This window comes from Mesorhizobium sp. M1328 (genome assembly GCF_040318075.1).
Classification (GTDB): Bacteria; Pseudomonadota; Alphaproteobacteria; order Rhizobiales; family Rhizobiaceae; genus Mesorhizobium.
Genome location: NZ_JAMYLO010000011.1, coordinates 77,453 through 93,714, shown reverse-complemented (window position 1 = coordinate 93,714; position 16,262 = coordinate 77,453). Strand labels below are relative to the sequence as shown.

Annotated in this window: 14 protein-coding genes; 7 read left to right on the top strand and 7 right to left on the bottom strand. The window is 60.8% G+C overall.

All coding sequences use genetic code 11. From position 1 onward, the window contains the following. Nucleotides 1-4: 4 nt before the first annotated feature. Nucleotides 5-802 (bottom strand): GNAT family N-acetyltransferase, encoded by a 798-nt coding sequence (locus NKH23_RS19940; RefSeq protein ID WP_353035222.1) that lies wholly within the window; start codon nt 800-802, stop codon nt 5-7. Nucleotides 803-1,178: 376 nt separating this feature from the next. Here NKH23_RS19940 and NKH23_RS19935 point away from each other — a divergent pair, with 376 nt between their 5' ends. Continuing rightward, nucleotides 1,179-2,117: an ornithine cyclodeaminase family protein gene (locus NKH23_RS19935; protein WP_352718820.1), complete on the top strand. Its 939-nt coding sequence runs from the start codon at nt 1,179-1,181 to the stop codon at nt 2,115-2,117. Nucleotides 2,118-2,250: 133 nt separating this feature from the next. On the opposite strand, the gene NKH23_RS19930 is transcribed toward NKH23_RS19935, so the two are convergent. The 5 genes from NKH23_RS19930 to NKH23_RS19910 form a co-directional block, all read right to left on the bottom strand. Next, complete coding sequence (locus NKH23_RS19930; protein WP_502909197.1) at nt 2,251-3,582, bottom strand: NAD(P)/FAD-dependent oxidoreductase; 1,332 nt, start codon at nt 3,580-3,582, stop codon at nt 2,251-2,253. Nucleotides 3,583-3,614: 32 nt separating this feature from the next. After that, on the bottom strand, nt 3,615-4,493 hold the full coding sequence (locus tag NKH23_RS19925) for an ABC transporter permease (protein ID WP_352718818.1): 879 nt from the start codon (nt 4,491-4,493) through the stop codon (nt 3,615-3,617). A 32-nt stretch (nt 4,494-4,525) separates the two neighbouring features. Then, nucleotides 4,526-5,476 carry an ABC transporter permease gene (locus tag NKH23_RS19920; protein WP_352718817.1) on the bottom strand — a complete coding sequence of 317 codons (951 nt, stop codon included), beginning with the start codon at nt 5,474-5,476 and terminating at the stop codon, nt 4,526-4,528. An 85-nt stretch (nt 5,477-5,561) separates the two neighbouring features. Beyond that, a complete protein-coding gene (locus NKH23_RS19915; protein ID WP_352718816.1) occupies nt 5,562-7,232 on the bottom strand; it encodes a peptide ABC transporter substrate-binding protein in 1,671 nt (556 codons plus the stop codon). Between the two features lie 23 nt (nt 7,233-7,255). Beyond that, nucleotides 7,256-8,920 carry an ABC transporter ATP-binding protein gene (locus NKH23_RS19910; RefSeq protein ID WP_353035218.1) on the bottom strand — a complete coding sequence of 555 codons (1,665 nt, stop codon included), beginning with the start codon at nt 8,918-8,920 and terminating at the stop codon, nt 7,256-7,258. A 782-nt stretch (nt 8,921-9,702) separates the two neighbouring features. Here NKH23_RS19910 and NKH23_RS19905 point away from each other — a divergent pair. The 6 genes from NKH23_RS19905 to NKH23_RS19880 all read left to right on the top strand — a co-directional run bounded on the left by NKH23_RS19905 (nt 9,703) and on the right by NKH23_RS19880 (nt 14,120). After that, nucleotides 9,703-11,028, top strand: a complete 1,326-nt coding sequence (locus tag NKH23_RS19905; RefSeq protein ID WP_352718814.1) for an NAD(P)/FAD-dependent oxidoreductase — start codon at nt 9,703-9,705, stop codon at nt 11,026-11,028. 84 nt (nt 11,029-11,112) lie between these two features. Then, on the top strand, nt 11,113-12,186 hold the full coding sequence (locus NKH23_RS19900) for a tartrate dehydrogenase (protein ID WP_352718813.1): 1,074 nt from the start codon (nt 11,113-11,115) through the stop codon (nt 12,184-12,186). A gap of 10 nt (nt 12,187-12,196) precedes the next feature. After that, nucleotides 12,197-12,673: an Lrp/AsnC family transcriptional regulator gene (locus tag NKH23_RS19895; protein WP_353035215.1), complete on the top strand. Its 477-nt coding sequence runs from the start codon at nt 12,197-12,199 to the stop codon at nt 12,671-12,673. Nucleotides 12,674-12,984: 311 nt separating this feature from the next. After that, nucleotides 12,985-13,305: a nucleotidyltransferase domain-containing protein gene (locus tag NKH23_RS19890; protein WP_352718812.1), complete on the top strand. Its 321-nt coding sequence runs from the start codon at nt 12,985-12,987 to the stop codon at nt 13,303-13,305. Beyond that, nucleotides 13,292-13,831: a ribonuclease toxin HepT-like protein gene (locus tag NKH23_RS19885; RefSeq protein ID WP_352718811.1), complete on the top strand. Its 540-nt coding sequence runs from the start codon at nt 13,292-13,294 to the stop codon at nt 13,829-13,831. The genes NKH23_RS19890 and NKH23_RS19885 overlap by 14 nt, the downstream gene beginning before the upstream one ends. Next, on the top strand, nt 13,785-14,120 hold the full coding sequence (locus tag NKH23_RS19880) for an HVO_A0114 family putative DNA-binding protein (protein WP_352978099.1): 336 nt from the start codon (nt 13,785-13,787) through the stop codon (nt 14,118-14,120). Before NKH23_RS19885 ends, NKH23_RS19880 begins: the two co-directional genes overlap by 47 nt. 454 nt (nt 14,121-14,574) lie before the next feature. Here NKH23_RS19880 and NKH23_RS19875 read toward each other — a convergent pair whose 3' ends face one another. Next, nucleotides 14,575-15,951, bottom strand: coding sequence for an aspartate aminotransferase family protein (locus NKH23_RS19875; RefSeq protein WP_352718809.1), 1,377 nt, complete (start codon nt 15,949-15,951; stop codon nt 14,575-14,577). Between the last annotated feature and the right edge of the window lie 311 nt (nt 15,952-16,262).

Sequence of the window (16,262 nt, the reverse complement as noted above, 5' to 3'; positions counted from 1 at the left end):
TTTCCTAAGTGAACGATTGGTTTGCCAACGCATACATATGGGCTGGCCCCTCGGAGACGGGTCGCTGCCCTTTGACCATGGCGGTCGCACTGCCGGACCGCTGAAGACCAAGGCTCTCAAGCCAGTCGCCCAATCCATCCTCGGCATAGACGTCGATGCGAACGAATTGATTGTGAAGCTTCGAAAGCTGGGCCAGGATCAGAAGCCGCGCGTCTTGGTCGCTCTCGGCTGCACAAGGGCCGACGACATAGCCGCGGCCAAACCTCCTCGCGATAGCGTAGCCTGCAATCCGTCCCCTGCGCTCAATGACCAATGCGTTGCCCACATCGGCGAGCGCAGCCACCATCGCCAGCCGGGGCATGCCCGTGGCCGATTCGTCGAAGGCCTGGATCGCCGCGAGGTCGGAGGCTGTCGCTTGACGGATGTCGTCGCGGGTACTCCGCGTCACGGCGGCAGTCAGCGAGCCCTGGTGCTGAAGCACCGTGCCCCAGCCAGTGAAGCCGCGTCGCTTGTAGAGCGCCAGCCCCTCTTCGGTTGAGTTGAGCAGCACGTTGCGACCGTGTGCCGCCTCAAGCAAGCCATCAAAGAGCCGGGCGCCGTTGCCGCCGCCTTGCGCGGAGCCAGTAACTATGATCATCCCGACCGTGGCATAGGAATGTCCGTAATTCCACGACATGGCAGTGCCAATCAGCTGTCCTGCCCGCTCGAGGATCAGGCCATTGCCGACCATCACGGCAAATTCCCAATCCTCATGGCGATAGGGCCAGCCCATCTCCTGCGACAGCTTCAGCGCGCCCGGCACATGGCGGGTTTCGAAGTTCATCAGCTCGATCGGGGCGCTGACGGTGTCTCTCTCATATTCGAGGGCCATAAGTGCAACGCTGTCTCTTGGTCCGAGGTCGATTTGAAGTCGGACCTTAAAGTCGCGCCTGCCAGGCAGATTTCCCTGCTGTTTTGCCCTGTTAACTCGACGGGATCATTCGTTTTGACCCCGTCCCTCGGCATACAAAATGGCGCAAATCGAGTGAAAACTACTCATCTGCCACCTTGCGTCGCCCATCATGGTTGCCGGTCGGCGTGACGTCCGTGCCTCTACACCGATGTAATCTCGGGCCTGACCACGCCATGCCGGAACACGCTGCAGCGATGAACGGCTTGATGCTCACAAGGAAGTTTGGATGATCTACATTAGCGAAGAGGAGTCTGCCGCCCTTGTCACGCATGAACTTGCCTTCGAGGCGGCGCGGGAGGCTCTCGTGGCAGCAGCATCGCGGCAGAGCTGGGTCTTTCCGGCTGTTCTCGGGCGCGCACAGGAGGCGACCAATACCTTCTCAATCAAATCCGGTTCGTCGGACGACCTGACCGGGGTGAAAATCGGCTCCTTCTGGTCGGGCAACCCGGCACGTGGCCTTCCCCGCCACAACTCGACCATCGTCCTGCTCGATCAGCATACAGGACGGCTCCGCGCCGTAATCGAGGCCGGAAAGGTGAACGCCTACAGGACGGCCGCAGCCGACGCGGTTGCGGCTGATCTTCTTGCGCGCAAGCAAGCCAAGGTTCTGGCGATCTTCGGTGCGGGCAACCAGGCGAGCTTCGAAGTGATGGCGCTGGCACGCATCCGCCCAATCGAAACCGTGCTGGTTGTGGCCCGGCCTTCGCCGCGGCGCGACGCTTTTGTCGATCAGATCGGCGAAAGGGGACTGAAGGCGCGCGCTGCCTTGCCGGAAGAAGCCGTGCGCGCGGCCGACATCGTGGTGACGGCGACACCCTCACGCGAACCGCTGTTCGATGCCGCTTGGGTGGGACCCGGAACGCATATCGTCAGCATGGGGTCGGATGCTCCGGGTAAGCGCGAATTGCCGAGCGAATTATTTCCCAAGGCACGTCTGTTTTGTGATCTGCTTTCCCAGTCCGTCCAGATCGGCGAGTTCCAACACGTGCGCGACGAGATCGACGCAGGCGTGCTTGCGGTAACACCAATCGGCGACGTCATCGAAAGGCGTGCGCCCGGACGCCGCTTCGACAATGAGATCACGGTCTTCGACAGTTCCGGTATCTCCCTGCAGGACCTCTACATGGCCGACGCGCTGATCCGCGCAAAGGCGTCCCACCGCTGATCAGCTTCGCACCGACAGGCCCCAGCCCCGACGGATTTTTCGACGGAGTGCTCTCCGGCAACAAGGTGACCCGCTCTGCAGTCGTGTCTGCGGCGGGCACGCCAAAGGGTTACCCACGTGATATTTCCGGCGATCAGCGGCTGGCGCGCCAGAAGGCGAGACGGTCCTGCAACCGATAGCCCTGGATAATCGCCGGCATAAACCACGGATTGCCACGATAGAGCGGGACGGCCGAAGGCGGTCGAAAGTCGAACGCAGTGCGCGACTGCTCGCCATGCCCCATCAACTTGTGGGCCGCACGCATGCCAATCCAAGGCGCCCAGACCACGCCCGAACCGCAGAAGCCGGAGGCATAGACCACACCGTCCTTCTCGAAGATGCGGGGCAGCATGTCTCGGTTCATCGCCACATTGCCGAACCAGCAATGCGAAAGGCGCACGTTCTCCAACTCCGGGAAAAGGTTCACCAGTCCCTTGCGTAGGAGAAGTTTCGGCGCCGCCGGATCGCCGACGCGAGAACTGTCACGGCCCCCCAGCAGGATACGTTTCCCGTCGGGCGACGGGCGATAATAGAAACCGAGTTGCCGGTTCTCGGTGATCGTCATCAGCTTCGGCATCAGTCGCGCCATGACATCGGGCGCAAGTTCCTCAGTCACGATGATCCGGCTGCGGACCGGAACCAGGCGGCGCCGCAGGAAGGGAGCGGCGCCGTCGGTATAGCCGTTGGTACAGACCAGAACCTGCCGTGCATCCACCGTCCCTGCCGAAGTCGCGACGCGGAACCCCGAACCGTTCCTCTCGATCGACTTGACCACTGTATGCGAATGGACCGTCAACCCGGAGGCGAGCGCCACCCGCAGGAGTTCAGCGTGGAATTTTGCGGGGTGCAGCCCGCCAATATCCATCCGAACGGTTCCGCCGCGGTAGAAATCGGTGCCGATATAATTTCGCTGCTCGTCATGCGGAACCGCGTAGGACTCGATCCCCAGTTTCTTCGCCAGCGTCTCGGCGCCGCGCGCCATCTTCCCATACTGTTCATATCCGAAAGCGCCCTTGAACTGGCCAACCAGTCGGAAGTCGCAGTCGAGCCCTTCGGTCTTGATGAAGTCGTAGAGGAATTCGCGTGCGACCTTGCCCTCGGCCTCGATCGCCATGGCCTTCTCTTCCCCGAAGCGCCGGGTGATCGCGGCATAGTCCGGCCGGATGCTTGCGCTCGTAATCCCTCCGTTGCGGGTGGAAGCACCCTCGCCCGGATTCATCGCATCAAAAGCTGCGACCGAGCGCCCTTCGCGCGCCAGCACAAGCCCGGCCGAAAGCCCGGCATAACCGGCGCCGACAATTGCCACGTCAAGCTTCTCTGCGACTGGCTGCCGCGGCAGCGGCATGACGGGCGCTGCTTCCCACCAGTAGGGTGTGCTCTTGTCGGCGATATGAGGCTCTTGCACGTGGCTGACTTCTCGCTGCATTGCAGGGGTAAAGATCTGCGGTCGGTGAAACTTCAGATGTGGTCGTCTCGGACGTCGAGCGCATCACGCAGCCCGTCACCGATGAAATTGAAACTGGTTACCGCAATGGTGATTGCAGCTCCGGGAATGATTGCCAGCCAAGGTGCGCTGCCCAGATATTGTTGGGCGCCATTCAGCATGTTGCCCCAACTGGGCAGTGGCGGCTGGATCCCGTAGCCGAGGAAGCTGATGTAGGCCTCCATGAGAATGGCGCGCGCGACCGTCAAGGTGGAAGCGACGATAATCGGCCCCATGGCGTTGGGCAGTATCTCGCGGAACATGATGTGGGTGCCGCTCAACCCCAGCATTCGGCCGGCGAGGACGAACTCGCGTTCGCGTAACGAGCGGACCTCCGCTTCCACAATACGAGCAACCTCCATCCAACTGGTGAGGGCGATAATAACGGTGATCATCACAGGACTGGGCTTCAGTGCGGCAGCCAGCGCCAGCAGCAGAAAGATCGATGGGAATGACAGGAATCCATCGACCGTGCGCATCAGCGTGGCCCCGACCCAGCCGCCCCGATAGCCGGCAATCACGCCGACCAGGGTGCCGATGAGCGTCGACAAAACCATGGCAAAGAAACCGACCAGCAGCGAGATTCGTCCCGCCATCAAAAGCCTTGCCGCCACGTCGCGGCCAAGCGGATCGGTGCCTAGAAAGTGGTAGCCCGTCAGCGGGGAGGCAAAGCGGGCCCGCAGATCGATATACAGTGAGTCATAGGGCAGGAGATGGGGGCCGAGGACGCAAGCAAGGCTCAGGAAGATGATCATCGCCAACCCGAGCAGCGCCAAGCGATGCCGCATGAAACGAAGTGCCGCGCGGTTGTTTCTCCATCGGCTTGGAGCTGCATTTGCGGTGAGAGCGGTCATATCGGCTGTCTCCTGTCGGGGAAGTTGCGCGCTCAAGCCAGGCGAATGCGCGGATCGACAATAGCGACGACAATGTCGGCGATCAGGTTTCCAAGCAGAACGAGGATGGCGGAGAACATCAGCAGCCCCATTACGACCGGATAGTCGCTGTAACCAAGGCTATCGAGGAACAACCGTCCCATTCCTGGCCAGGTAAAGACGGTTTCGGTCACGAGCGCGCCAGTGAGGACGCTGGGAAGCTGCATCCCGGCCAAGGTAATCATCGGCAAAAGTGCGTTGCCGACGACATGCTTCATCAGAATCCGGCGTTCACTCAACCCCTTGGCCCTGGCCGTCTTGACGAAGTCCTGGCTAATGGCGTCGAGAGTAGCCGTCCGCATGTAGCGGCTCCAGATCGCGACATGGACCAGCGACAGCACTACACTTGGCAGGATCAGATGGTGGAGATAGCCCAGGATCGAGGCATCGCCGATCTCGGACATATTGCCCGCGGGCAGCCAGCCCAGCTTCAGGGAAAAGATATAGATGCCGACGAGGCCGAACCAGAAGGTAGGGACCGACAACGCGACCATGGCACCGACAGTTGCGAGATAGTCGAACAGCGAGTAGCGGCGCGTGGCGCCCCGGATTCCGATCCAGGCGCCAATGGAGATCGCAATCGCGGTTGAGGACCCCATCAGCAGCAGCGTGGCAAAGAGATGGCTACCGATCACCTTCAAGACCGGCGCTCCGTCACGGAAGGAGTGACCCCAGTCGCCCCGCACCAGCCGCCATGCCCAGTCCAGATATTGAATCCATATGGGTCGATCGAGGCCCAGTAACCCCTTGAGCCGCTCGATGTCCTGCTGGGTCATTCCGGGATCGAGCCCAAATTGGGCGAGCGGGCCGCCGGGAAGGAGGTTCAGAATCCCGAAGCCGATGATCGAAACGATCACAAGCAGCACCAGGCTCTGCGAGAGGCGATTGAGCAGGAAGCCGCGCATTCGAGTCCTCCGTTGTGGGTTGACCATTTTAGTCTGTTGCCGCCGCCCGCGGGGGAATCGGGCGGGGCGGCGGCAACTGCGTGGATTAGGCCTTCCACTGCCAGGCCGCGGCATTCCACGATGCGGTGCGGGTGTTGGCGTTGGGCTCGAAGCCGTCCAGCCCTTTCTTGCGCCCGAGGACGATTGTGTAGGCGAACAGCGGCAGGAAGGGCAGATCGTGGCGCACCACTTCCTGCACGCGATTATAGATCCCGCGCCGTTCTTCCGGATCGAAACTGCGAGCACCCTTTTCGAGCAGGGCATCGACCTCAGGATTGGAATATTGCCCGGTGTTCGAACCGTGTCCGCCTTGAGCGGCGATTGCCTTCGTATGGAGCCGGTTTGTGGCGTCGGGGTCCGCGGCAATCAGATAGGTGACGCCCACCATGGCGGTGTCGAATTGCGACTTCAGCCAGAACTCGCCCCACATGACTGCAGCCGGCAAATTCGAGATCGTCATCTCGACGCCGATCTCGGCAAACGTCTGCTGCAGGAACTGCTGCGTCTGCTCGCGGAGGTTGTTGCCAGAAGTTGTCGAGTTGGAGAAGGAGAGTCGCACCCCATCCTTGGCGCGGATTCCATCCGGCCCCGGCACCCAGCCGGCCTCATCAAGGATTTGGCGCGCCCGGTCCAGATTGAACTCCTGAACCGGGAGGTTCGGGTCGTAGTAGTAGGACTCCTTCGGCATGAAGGTCTCGGTGAGCGTGCCCACGCCGTAATAGATCGTGTCGACGATCGCTTTCCTGTCCAACGCGGCGTAGAGCGCCTGGCGCACGGCCAACTCCTTGAACTGCGGGCGGCCCAAATTGAGGTAGATCGACTCCAGGGATGCCCCTGTCTCCAGTGTCACCACGCGGTCTGGTAGTTCGCGGGCTTCAGTATAGTGGTCGGCGGTGATGAACGACTGATCGACCAGGTCCACGTCGCCGCTCTTGAACTGCGTGTAGAGCACCGTCATATCGGGGATGTATTTGAAGATGAGCTGCTCGACATAGGGACCTTCGCCGGCGTACTCAGGATTGGCGACGAGCTCGATGTGATCGCCCGCGACGCGCTGGCTCCATTTGAATGCGCCGGTGCCGACCGGCGCCTGGTTGAACGCGGCTGTATTCGGATCGGCCTCTTTCTCCAGAATGTGCTTGGGCACGATGAAGGTTTCGGCCAAGAACGAAAGATAGGGCGCAAAAGCCTCCTTCATCCGCCATGTGATCTCGGTGGGCGAAACCACTGTGATGTCCTGCACGAGCGAATGGCCGCTCGTGCGCCAAGCGCGAAACTTCGGGTTCGTGATGAGTTCAAGGGTGAATTTCACGTCCTCGGCCGTGAAGGGCTCACCGTCGTGCCAGCGGGCATTGTCGCGCAACCGGATGCGCCAGTTGAGACCGTCTTCCGAAATGCCGCCGTTCTTCTGGCTTGGCACCTCGGCTGCAAGGTTTGGATGTAGGCCACCTTGCGGATCCATGCGGACCAACGCATCGAAAACCGAGAAATGGACCGCGTCATCGACTTCGATATGCGCCATCAGCGGATTGAACACGGTCGGCTCTTGCGAGAGGCCGACGACGACGCGACCGGCCGGGCCCGCAGCAGGGGTCTTGGCGAAGGCGGGCTTGCCCAACAGATTGGGCGCGATGAAGCCTGCAGCCCCACCTAGCGCGATCAGTCGCAGCGCTTCGCGCCTCGAGTAGTTGGACGTAGTCGATGAATTTCTGGTCATGGTAGTTCCTCTCTTGTTATTTGTTATGCGTTTGCTGCTACTGGACGGGCATTGCCCGGCCGCTCTCCTGGAATTGCCGCTACCAGTTGGCGCGTGTAGGCTGCTTGCGGGTTCAGGAATATTTGCGAGGGCGGCCCGCGCTCGACGATCCGGCCCTTCTGCATCACAGCGATTTCGTCGCAGATCTGGCTGGCGACGCGCAGGTCGTGCGTGATGAAGACCATCGACACGCCGGTCTCGCGCTGGATCTGGTCCAGAAGCTGCAGGATCTGCGCCTGGATCGACACGTCGAGTGCGGAGACCGCCTCGTCGGCGATCAACAGCTTCGGCTTGAACATCAGCGCACGAGCGATGCCGATGCGCTGGCGTTGCCCACCCGAGAACTCGTGCGGGTAGCGGCCAAAAGCGCCGGCATCGAGACCGACATGGGCCAGAAGCGCACGCGCTTCATCGCGCGCTTGGACATAAGGCATCCCGTGCGCCATCGGGCCTACCGTCATGATGTGGCCGACGGTTGAGCGTGGGTTCAGAGAAGCGAAGGGATCCTGGAAGATCATCTGGATCCGCGGTCGAAGCGGGCGGAACTTCGCTTCGGAAAGCTTGGCTATGTCACATCCCTCGAACAAGATCCCGCCGCCGTCACTGTCCAGCAGCTTGATCAGCAGCCGGCCCAGCGACGATTTCCCCGAACCGCTCTCGCCTACGACCCCCAATGTGCGGCCGGGCGCGAGTTCGAACGAAACCTCGTTGACCGCTGTCACAGTCCGCTGCGCGCCGAACAGCGCACTGCCGCCTCGATAGGTCTTCACCAGACCCTCAACCTTCAGGATCGGCTCCTTGCTGGCAGCCTCCGGACGAGGGCGATCTTCGCCGGTCAAATGCGGTACGGCTGCAATCAGGCGCTGGGTATAAGGGTGCTTGGGCGACTTCAACACCTGCCCGGCGCTGCCCTGTTCGACGACATGGCCCTTTTCCATCACCACGACGCTGTCGGCGATCTCGGCCACCACGCCGAAATCGTGGGTGATGAACATCACGCTCATGCCCTTGCGCCGCTGAATGTCACGGATCAGTTGCAGGATCTGAGCCTGGGTGGTGACGTCGAGCGCGGTGGTTGGTTCGTCCGCAATCAGCACCGTCGGCTCAAGCGCCAAGGCCATGGCGATCATGACCCGCTGCCGCTGCCCGCCCGAAAGCCGGAACGGGTACTGGTGATACATGAGTTCGGGATCTGGCAGGCCCACTTCAGTGAGCAGTTCGATAGCGCGGTTTCGACAGGTTTGTGGTGTGCCGAAGCCATGCGCGGCCATGGCCTCGTCAATCTGCGCGCCAACCGTCATCAGGGGATTGAGCGCCGAGAGCGGGTCCTGAAAGATCATCGACACGACCCGTCCACGCAGATTGCGCAGCTTGTCTGGCGACATGCCGACGATATTCATCCCCTCCAACTGGATGACACCCGATGAGAGGCGGATGACCTTTGGCAGAAGCCCCATGATCGCGTTCGCCGTGACCGACTTACCCGATCCGGACTCGCCTATGATGCAGAGGATCTGGCCGCGCTTCAGATCGAAGGAGATGTTCTTGACAGCATGGGTCCGTTCCATGCCTTGCGGCAAATTCACCGTTAGGTCGCGCACCGAAAGCGCCACATCGTGGGGGGCTACAGCCTGGATGCTTGCGACCATCGAGATCACCTCCCCTTTCAACCGAGCGCGTCCACCCTGTTGCGGACCGCATCATCGCCCTTTAGGCAGAAGCGCCTCACCGTAGCGGCCGTAGTCCGGCCTTCTCGGCGCTTCGCGCGCTGAGGCTGCAAGAGGCGGGTTCTGCTCATCCTGGCGGCTCCCTTGTGAAATCCGGTCCGTGTACCGGACTCTGTTCCCTTTTCTTGGAGAACTCTCCGAAGGGGCAAGCCCTGCCTATCGGATGTCCTCTGGAGCCTGCCTGCCATAAGGAAGGGTTGCTCCGTTCTTCCAGCCAGTTTGACTGTTCTGTTTCCGCAGAGTCTTCGAAACTTGGCCCTCGCGCGGCAGGAACTTCTGAAAAGAACATCCAGTTCGGCATTTCACTCTGTTCCCGTTTCGGCGCGGAAACCGAAATCAGGCAACCATATCCTTCATCCGGCAATACGCGCCCATGAGGGATAGGACCAAGGCTTTCCGGTGTACATCGGTCCCATGTGCAGGCCATGCCGCTGAGCGGATTGGTGACCGTACGGCCCATCGCAATGTCGGCCAAGGCGCTGCCGATCAAGGTCGACGAATGCGCCGTGTGCCGAACTGCCCATGCCGTAGATGACGCGACTGCGTGAAGTGTACTCCCGCTTGCCCCGCGCAGCGAACTTTTCGCGCAATAATTGCCTGTCCTGGGGGCTGCTAAACGCAGGAAATTCCGTCCAGGCACAAACTCCGCAGCCTGCCTCTGCAGGCGGGAGGTTAGGATGCTTCAAATTACCGGAGTCCCATCCATGTCCGCGCCGCTCATGCACATCGACTGCAGCCCTTCCCTCCCTCGCGAGGCGGACGTCGTCGTCATCGGCGGCGGCGTGGTGGGCGTGTTCAGCGCATACTATCTGGCGCGCCGCGGCCTCAAGGTCGCCCTGGTCGAGAAGGGGCGCATCGCGGCCGAGCAATCCAGCCGCAACTGGGGCTGGTGCCGCCAGCAGAACCGCGATGCGCGCGAGCTGCCGATGGCGACCAAGAGTCTCGACCTCTGGGAGAAGGTGGCACAGGAGACCGGCCAAGACACCGGCTTTCGCCGCTGCGGGCTCCTCTATCTCTCGCAAGACGAAAATGAGCTGGCAGGCTGGGCAAAGTGGCGCGATTTTGCGAGAACGGTCGGGGTCACCACACACATGCTGAGCGCGGAAGAAGCCACCGAACGGGGCAAAGCGACGGGCCGCAAATGGAAAGGTGGCGTGTTCTCGCCAACTGACGGAACGGCGGACCCTTCCAAGGCAGTGCCGGTTGCGGCGCGCGGCATCATCGCGGCGGGCAGCACCCTACATCAGCATTGCGCGGCGCGCGGGCTGGAGTTGAGCGCCGGCCGGGTGAGCGCTGTGGTGACCGAAGCGGGCACCATACGGACGAAAACCGTTGTCATGGCCGGAGGCGCGTGGGCTTCTTCCTTCTGCAACCAGCTTGGTGTGCGTTTTCCGCAAGCTGCCGTACGTTCGTCCATTCTGGCCGTGGCACCCGGCGCAAACAGCCTGCCGGATGCCCTGCATACCACGCGCGTCTCTCTGACGCGGCGCAGCAACGGTGGATACGCGCTGGCGATCAGCGGGCGGGCGCGTGTCGATCCAACGCCGCAGCAGTTCAGGTTCAGCCGCGAGTTTGTACCCATGTTCGCCCGCCGCTGGCGCAATCTGGCCCCGGGCGCCTTCGAGGGCTGGCGTCAAGGCCATGAAAGCCTGCGCAAATGGGCCCTCGACGACATCACGCCGATGGAACGGAACCGGATTCTCGACCCGAAGCCCGACATGGGACAGATTCGGCTGACATATGGAAGAGCCTGCGAATTGATCCCCGAACTCCAACGCGTCGCGATCTCCGATGTCTGGGCGGGTTATATCGACAGTACACCCGATGGCATTCCCGCAGCCGGTGAAGTGGAGGGAATTCCGGGCTTCATCCTGGCGGCGGGATTCAGCGGGCACGGCTTCGGGATTGGCCCCGGCGCGGGACATATGATCGCCGACATCATCACGGGCAGCGAGCCTATTGTCGATCCGCGTCCTTATAGGCCCGAGCGTCTGAAGACCGCTGCGTGGGGCAAGGTCGCTGAATTCTGAGAAGACCGTCTTGCCAAGGTACAATCGGTCGCACACGAGATTGAGGCCACGAGGCGGCCAGCACCAAAAAACAGGGAAGTGACGATGCGCGAATATGAGATTGCCGCCATTCCGGCCGACGGGATCGGCCCAGAGGTGATTGCCGCAGGTCTCCAGGCGCTTGAGGCGCTGCAGCAGCGCTGCGGCGACTTCAGGCTGCGCGTCCAGCACTTCGACTGGGGCTCAGACTACTACAAGGCACATGGTCGCATGATGCCCGAAGATGGCGTGGCGCAACTGAAGCGCTTCGACGCCATCTTCTTTGGCGCGGTAGGCGCCCCCGATCTGCCTGACGACATCACGCTCTGGGGCCTCCGGCTGCCGATCTGCCAAGGCTTTGATCAGTACGCCAACGTGCGGCCGACCAGGATATTGCCCGGGATTGTTTCGCCGCTGGCGGGCGTTGGCCCTGGCGATCTGGATTGGGTGATCGTGCGTGAGAATTCCGAGGGCGAGTATTCGGGCCACGGCGGCCGCGCCCATCGCGGCCTCCCCGAGGAGGTCGGAACCGAGGTCGCGATCTTCACGCGCGTCGGCGTCACCCGCATCATGCGCTATGCATTCCGGCTGGCGCAGTCACGGCCGCGAAAGCTCCTGACAGTTGTTACGAAATCCAACGCGCAGCGTCACGGCATGGTAATGTGGGACGAAATCGCAGCCGAGGTGGCGCGGGAATTCCCGGACGTCGCGTGGGACAAGATGCTAGTCGATGCTATGACAGTGCGTATGACGTTGAAACCTCGGAGCCTCGATACGATCGTCGCCACCAATCTTCACGCTGACATATTGTCGGACCTTGCAGGCGCGCTCGCGGGCAGTCTCGGCGTTGCACCGACCGCCAACATTGATCCCGAGCGGCGCTATCCCTCGATGTTCGAGCCAATTCACGGCTCGGCATTCGACATCGCCGGCAAGGGTATTGCCAACCCGGTCGCCACCTTCTGGACCGCTGCCCAGATGCTCGAACATCTGGGCGAGAGCGCAGCGGCCGTCCGGTTGATGAGCGCTGTGGAAACGGTGACGAGTGAAGGCGTGCTAACGCCCGACGTGGGAGGGACAGCGACCACGCAGGAAGTGACGGACGCCGTCTGCCGGACGATCCGCGGTTCGAACGTGTGACAGGTTTCCAATGAAGCTCGACAAGATCGACATCAAGCTCTTATCCCAATTGCAAAAGAACGGGCGGGTCACGAATGTCGAGCTTGCCGACCTGGTCAACCTTTCGCCGAGCCCTTGCCTGATGCGGGTGAAGAAGCTTCAGGCCGAAGGCTTCATCACCGGCTATTCCGCCCAGATCGACGTGTCCAAGCTCGGACAGACTCTAACGATCTTCACCGAAGTCACGCTCAAGCACCATCAACAGAACGACTTCGCGAGATTTCTCACCGCAATTCAGAAAGTCGATTCTGTCATCGAATGCCATCTGGTTTCAGGCGGCTACGACTATCTTGTGAAGTTTGTCACAGCGGGCATCAGCGAGTACCAGACGATCATGGAGCGCATGATCGAATTGGATATCGGAATCGACAAATATTTCAGCTTCGTCGTGCTGAAGTCACCGATCGTGAAATCCCATTTGCCTCTCGACATCATTTTCGACAAATGAGAAGGCAGCTCCGGCTCGATTCTCAAGCGGCGTGCGCTCGTGCCACGCTCCATCTTGTCGCGCGCGGCATTGTCGAATGACGATGTCACGTTTCAGGGGAGGCCGTCATTGTCACTCGTCTGAACGGTGCTTAGCCTAAAACTTCGACCGCATCTGGACACTTCCAGCGAACGCCTGTTTTCGCCTTGTCCTCGTCAAATGGCTTGAATATATATCCTGCAATGATATATAGTCAGGCAGCATGCACAGCTTGCGGAGTTGCGATGATCTAGCCTCGGGTCACAGTTGGACCAAAGGCAAAAGGCGAAAAGATGAACAAGATTGACACTTTGATCCACCGAAGAGCTGACGATCGCCGGAAGACCGCGCAAGCCTGTGTATCGCGTATTCTCCGGAACGCCAAAGCCCACGGCGTCGATATCTCTGTTGTCGGATCTCTCGCGAAAAACCGTTTCCGCGTCCACTCGGATGTAGATCTGCTGGTTCACGGAAGTACTGATCCTGCGCGCCGGGCCATGGTAGAGCGCTTGGTCGCAGACCAGCTTCGGGGAACGAACATTCCCTATGACCTGATCTTTGCCTCAGACGTTTCGTCCGAACGAGTACAGGAATTGCTCAATGACAGCGTTTAAGCATCCGGCATTCGCAAAGCTGTCGCCAAAAATCGCCCGCGCTGCGAAGGAACTGCAGCAAATCGAGGAATATCTGTCGGCTCATAGGAGTGAGATGTCACTCGGCGAATGGGGGGCGATCGCAGCTGTTTCGCTGGGAGTCCACAATGTCTACAACGGCATCGAGGACATCCTGCTCAGCCTGTCCAACGACATAGACGGCCTCGTTCCCCAAGGGCCTACGATGCACCAGGACGTGCTCGATCAGATGTCGGCGGAAATTGCAGGCATCCGCCCGGCTGTGCTCGACCCCGAGCTTTATCAGTCCCTGAGTGAGTTAAAGGGATTCCGTCACCTGGTGAGGCATCGGTACGGTTTTGACCTGAAAACAGACAGGGTGCAGGAAAACCTCGACAGGGTAAAAGAGGCATTTCCGTCTTTCGTCGAGGCCATTGTTTACTTGGAAAGCACTCTTACTGAGGAAAACACGCACGACAGTAATGGCGGCGGCGACGGCTCAGGAGGCGGGGCATCTGGTGGTCCCTGAACCAATGGCTCAGTCGTGTGCGCCGGAAGAGATTCTCCGGGCGTTGACCCCTGAGAATTGTCGGCTGGTGGCGCTGATCCATCGGTATCGACCGCAAAGCATCACGGAACTGTGCAGGTTGGCGGCGCGTCCGCAGCCGAACGTATCCCGCTCCTTGGCGGCCCTTGAGCGGGCGGGAATTGTCTCAATGGTGGGCTCCAGGCCGAAGAGACCCGAACTCGCCGTGCAACGAGTCACGATCGAACTCGCTGAGCTTCAGAATGGCCGATGCGAGGTCGACGATTCGTGAAAACAAATCGCCGGACCATCATCTTTGCTGCGCCATGGGCAACAGGGGCAAAGTCGATCAGTGGGATGCGAAGCCGCCGCTGACGAGGTTTGGCAAGTACTGGATGCGAAGCCTCGGTGACGCCGAGCCGATCGCCAAGAAGGAGGGTCGGAGCTTTTAGCGGTTTTCATTGGGCCCAGGAAGGTATCACGACAGGCGCTTCCTGCCTGTAAGCGGGTTTCGCCAGACATCTTGCGCCGGATCACCGGGCATTGAATGTCGTTTTCGGAGCCGTTCATATAGAGAAGATTCCCGGGCCGAGCGCGGACGATGACCAACTCGGCCTTGTTGGTGCATCACCTCGGGATTTTGCTTCGGGAGAACGAAGCGTCTAGCGTGATACTTAGGCCGGGAACCATACGAAAGACCCGGACGGGGTGAGTTTAGCCCTGGTCGATGCAATGCGCCCCGCTGATCATCCCTTCATCGCTGCCCGCACATCCTTATCGTCGAGGGTTTGGTCCAGCGTCATCCGCGTGCGTTCGAGGATTCCATCAATATCGTCGTTTGTGCAGCAGAGCGGCGGCGCATAGCCGAGAATGCCGCTGTTGAAGGCACGGATGACAAGGCCGTTCGCCCACGCGCGCTCGAAGATGCGACGCCCCGGATCGGCCGCCGCCGGCAGAGGCGTCTTGCGTACCTTGTCGGTGACCAACTCGATTGCTGCCAGCATGCCGCGACCGCGAATGTCGCCAACCAGCGGGTGGTCGGCGAGCGAGCGAAGCCCTTCCGTCAAGCGCTTCCCCGCCTTGCGCCCATTCTCGAGCAAGCCATCTTCATAGAGACGCAGGCATTCGAGCCCGACCGCCGCGCTCACGGGATGGGCCGAATAAGTGTAGCCATGGCCGACAGCCGTTTTGCCGGCTCCGTCCGCGATCGTATTGTATACATGGTCGGCCATGAAGACGGCGCCCATCGGCACGTAGCCCGAGGTCAGTCCCTTCGCTGTGGTCATGAAATCCGGCACGACCTCGTCTTCCTCACACGCGAAGAGGGGGCCGGTACGGCCAAAGGCAGTGATAACTTCGTCGGCAACGAACAGAATGTCGTGTTCCTTGCACACGGCGTGCAGAGCCTTCAGCCAACCTGTCGGTGGAACGAGAACACCGCCCGAACCCTGGATGGGTTCGGCGTAGAAAGCCGCAACGCGGCCCGCGCCGAGTTCTGCGATTTTGGCCCGCAGGGCCGCGACCGATGCATCGATGATCGCCTGCGGGTCGGAACCGACCGGATTGCGATAGGCGTAGTGCGAGGGAATTTTGTGCTGCCAGTCGTAAGGGACGCCGAAACCCGCATGGAATGCCGGGATCGCTGTCAGACCTGACCCTGCCGTCGAGGATCCATGGTAGCCATACTCGACGGAGATGAACTGGTCCTTTTGCGGCGTACCCTTGGCATGGTAGTAATAGCGAATGAAGCGGATCGTACTGTCGACTGCGTCGGAGCCGCCGAGCGTGAAATAGACATGGTTCAAATCGCCGGGCGCCAGTTCGGCAAGCCTGGCAGCAAGGCGAATGGCAGGCTCGGATCCCAGCCCGAAATATCCCGTCGCATAGGGAAGCTCTCTTAGCTGCTTTGCCGCCGCCTCAACAACGCTTTCCTGGCCGTATCCGATGTTGACGCACCATAGACCGGCGAATCCGTCCAGCAGGGTTTTCCCGCTTGCATCGGTCACGGTTGCACCTTTGGCGGATTTGAGCACCCGCACGCCCGTCTCCTCGTGGCTCCGATAGCATGAAAACGGGTGAACCAGATGTGCGCGATCGAGTTCGATCAGTGAGTTTGCCAGCATTTCTTCCTCCGATTCAGCGTAGTGCCTGACTGACGAGAGCATAAGTCCGGTGTGGTGTGGATTCGTCCTTCAACTCGTTTTCAGCGTGATCTGCTGCGCGGTCATGGTTCATTCCGGGCCTGAATTCTCTATGCCCAAGGTAGGCTGCCGCGGACAGCAGTTCCTCCCGACCAGAAGCTGAGCGATAGGCGTTTTGACTTTCCTTTGCCGCTGGCACCGCATCTTATGCCACGCACGGCTGAGAGATCGCGCGCCCGCCGAAGCCCGAAACGAACTCAGGCGCAACTCTCTGCCAAAGCTCTCACGCAATA